The sequence below is a fragment of the Mesorhizobium sp. M7A.F.Ca.CA.002.15.2.1 genome (genome assembly GCF_003998715.1).
In the GTDB taxonomy this organism is placed as follows: domain Bacteria; phylum Pseudomonadota; class Alphaproteobacteria; order Rhizobiales; family Rhizobiaceae; genus Mesorhizobium; species Mesorhizobium ciceri.
In genome coordinates, this window is sequence record NZ_RZPI01000678.1 from 1 (window position 1) to 2917 (window position 2917).

Annotated in this window: 4 protein-coding genes; 1 reads left to right on the forward strand and 3 read right to left on the reverse strand. The window is 63.4% G+C overall.

The window, feature by feature from the left end; all coding sequences use genetic code 11:
• Positions 1 to 705, forward strand: a 705-nt coding sequence (locus ENZ74_RS27405) for an AsmA-like C-terminal region-containing protein (RefSeq protein ID WP_281059735.1), incomplete at its 5' end; no start/stop codon positions are given.
• Between the two features lie 18 nt (positions 706 to 723).
• On the opposite strand, the gene ENZ74_RS27410 is transcribed toward ENZ74_RS27405, so the two are convergent.
• The 3 genes from ENZ74_RS27410 to ENZ74_RS27420 all read right to left on the reverse strand — a co-directional run.
• Positions 724 to 1542, reverse strand: coding sequence for an ABC transporter permease subunit (locus tag ENZ74_RS27410; protein ID WP_013530251.1), 819 nt, complete (start codon positions 1540 to 1542; stop codon positions 724 to 726).
• A 4-nt stretch (positions 1543 to 1546) separates the two neighbouring features.
• Complete coding sequence (locus tag ENZ74_RS27415; RefSeq protein ID WP_063170075.1) at positions 1547 to 2521, reverse strand: ABC transporter permease subunit; 975 nt, start codon at positions 2519 to 2521, stop codon at positions 1547 to 1549.
• Between the two features lie 9 nt (positions 2522 to 2530).
• Positions 2531 to 2917, reverse strand: a 387-nt coding sequence (locus ENZ74_RS27420) for a TOBE domain-containing protein (protein ID WP_127313130.1), incomplete at its 5' end; no start/stop codon positions are given.

Below are 2917 nucleotides of genomic sequence, written 5' to 3' on the forward strand. Positions count from 1 at the left end.
GCGCACGCCACGGCGGGGCCGATCCAGCTCGCCGACGTCGCCGCCACCGCACAGGTCAAGGATGGTCTGTCCGTCTTCGACATCTCCGATGCCTCGGCCTTCGGCGGCAACATCCAGACCAGCCTTCGCTTCGATCGCAAGCCGGAAGGCTCGCAAGTCGAAATCCGCCTTCTGGCGTCCGACATCGACGGCGGTGCTTTCGGCACGGCGGCAGGGATGACGCGGCTGGTGCCGGTCGGCACGGGCACCGTCTCGGTGATCCTCAAGGGGCCGGGCAGAACCTGGGATTCCATCTTCGACAATGCCGACGGCTCGGTCTCGGCGACCTTCGGGCCGGGTGCGTTGAGCAAGCTCAACCTGCCGGCCTTCCTCAAACATACCGAACAGGGCGGCTTCTTCGCGCTCGACGATGTCTCCGACGCAACATTGCCGATCGACGGTGCCGAGATCAAGGCAACCATTTCGAAGGGCGTGGCGCGAATCGACAAGGCCGAGGCCAATTCAGCGAAGTACAAGATCTGGCTGTCCGGCATCGCGTCCTACGCCGGGCGCGGACTGGCCTTGTCCGGCGGCGTCATTCAGCCGGATCAGGCGGCAACGCAGGCCAACGGCCAGCAAGGCCCCAACCAGTCGTCGTTCTTCGTCGGCGGAACCTGGAGCACGCCGTTCATTTCCCCGATCAGCCGCGGCGTTTCGGGGGAATAAGCGGTCGCGTTTTCGTCTTCAGCCGCGTTGCGCGGCCTGCTCGTCGAGCTGGCGCTGCACCTCACGCCGCTTGTTGGCAAGCGAGGCGATGATGACGCCGATCGCCACGACGGCGATCAGGATGGTGCAGGCGGCGTTGATTTCCGGCGTCACGCCGAGGCGAACCTGGCTGTAGATCTTCATCGGCAGCGTCGTCGCGCCCGGCCCCGAGGTGAAGCTGGCAATGACCAGATCGTCGAGCGAAAGGGTGAAAGCCAGCATCCAGCCGGAGACGATCGCCGGCATGATGACCGGCAATGTGATCTGGAAGAAGGTCTTCACCGGCGTGGCGCCAAGATCCATCGCGGCTTCCTCCAGCGAGCGGTCGAAAGTCATGAGCCGCGACTGCACGACCACGGCGACGAAGCACATGGTCAGCGTGATGTGGGCGAGCGTCACGGTGAGGAAGCCGCGGTCGAGCCCGACGGCGACGAAGAGCAGCAGCAGCGACAGGCCGGTGATGACTTCCGGCATGACCAGCGGCGCAAAGACCATGCCGGAAAACAGCACCCTGCCCTTGAAGCGCGTGTAGCGGGTCAAGGTGAGTGCCGCCAGCGTGCCCAGCACCGTCGCAACCGTGGCCGAGATCAGGCCAACACGCGCCGTCACCCAGGTCGCGTCCATGAGACCCTGGTTGTGGAACAGCGAGACGTACCATTTGGTCGAGAAACCGCCCCAGACCGTGACCAGTTTCGATTCGTTGAACGAGAAGACGATGAGCAGCACGATCGGCAGGTAGAGAAAGGCAAAGCCAAGCACGATCGAGGTGATGTTGAAGCGGCTCCAGGTGGCGTTCATGAGGTCACCTGTCCATTTCCTGAGCGCGCGCCTGAGCCCGCTGGAAGAGCATGATCGGCACGATCAGCAGCAACAGCAGGATGACGGCCACGGCCGACGATACCGGCCAGTCGCGATTGGCGAAGAACTCGTTCCACAACGTCTTGCCGATCATCAGCGTCTGCGATCCGCCGAGCAGATCGGGAATGACGAATTCGCCGACAGCCGGAATGAACACCAGCAGACAACCGGCGATGACGCCGGGCAGCGACAGCGGGAAGGTGATTTTCCAGAACGCACTGGTCGGCGGGCAACCGAGATCCTTGGCCGCCTCGATCAGCGAATAGTCCATCTTCTCGAGAGCGGAATAGAGCGGCAGCACCATGAACGGCAGGTAGGAATAGACGATGCCGATGAAGATCGCCGTATAGGTGTTGAGGATGATCAGCGGCTGGTGGATGATGCCGGTGGCGAGCAGCAGCTGATTGAGCAGCCCTTCGGGCTTGAGAATGCCGATCCAGGCGTAGACGCGGATCAGGAACGAGGTCCAGAACGGCAGGATGACCAGCATCAGCAAGGTCGGGCGGATCGTCGCCGGCGCGCGCGCCATGCCGTAGGCGATGGGGTAGCCGACGAGCAATGTCAGGACCGTCGAGACCGCGGCGATGATGACGCTGGTCACATAGGCGTTGAAGTAGAGCGCGTCCTGCGTCAGCCAGGTGTAGTTGTCGAGGCTGAGCTGTTTCAGCTGAGCCAGGAACCCTGAGATACCGCCGCTGAAATCGAGCGCCGGCGTATAGGGCGGAATGGCGATCGCCGTCTGCGACAGCGAGATCTTGAAGACGATGACGAACGGAATGAGGAAGAAGAACAGCAGCCAGACATACGGGATGATGATGACCAGTCGGCCAACGAAGGCAGCACCCAGCCTGGCAAGGATGGATCTGCCGGCATTGGATGCCGGAGAGGCTGATGCTGTGGTGACGGCGGCGCTCGACATGGTCGCCCCCTACCGCGTCAGCACGACGCCGGCGTCGGGCCGGAAGGAAACCCAGGCGCGGTCGTTCCAGCTCAACGGATCCTCGGTGATGCGGGCCGCGTTCATGGTGCTGGCGCGCACCACCTGGCCGTCGTCCAGCCTGACATGATAGACGGTCATGTCGCCGAGATAGGCGATGTCGTAGACCTCGCCCTCGATGGCGTTGACGGCCTCGGCCGGCTTCTTCGACGACACCTTGATCTTTTCGGGCCTGATGGCGAAGGTGACGGCCGTCCCGGCCCCGGCGGTGCCGGCATTGTCGGTGCGGATGGTGATGCCGTTGCCGGCGTCTATGCAGGCGCTGCCCGCCTCGCCACGCGCGATCTTGCCCTCGAACCTATTCACGTTGCCGACGAA

Excerpts from the sequence above, each read along its gene's own strand:
- ENZ74_RS27410 (WP_013530251.1), bottom strand. The coding sequence starts at position 1,542 with ATGAACGCCACCTGGAGCCGCTTCAACATCACCTCGATCGTGCTTGGC.
- ENZ74_RS27415 (WP_063170075.1), bottom strand. The coding sequence starts at position 2,521 with ATGTCGAGCGCCGCCGTCACCACAGCATCAGCCTCTCCGGCATCCAAT.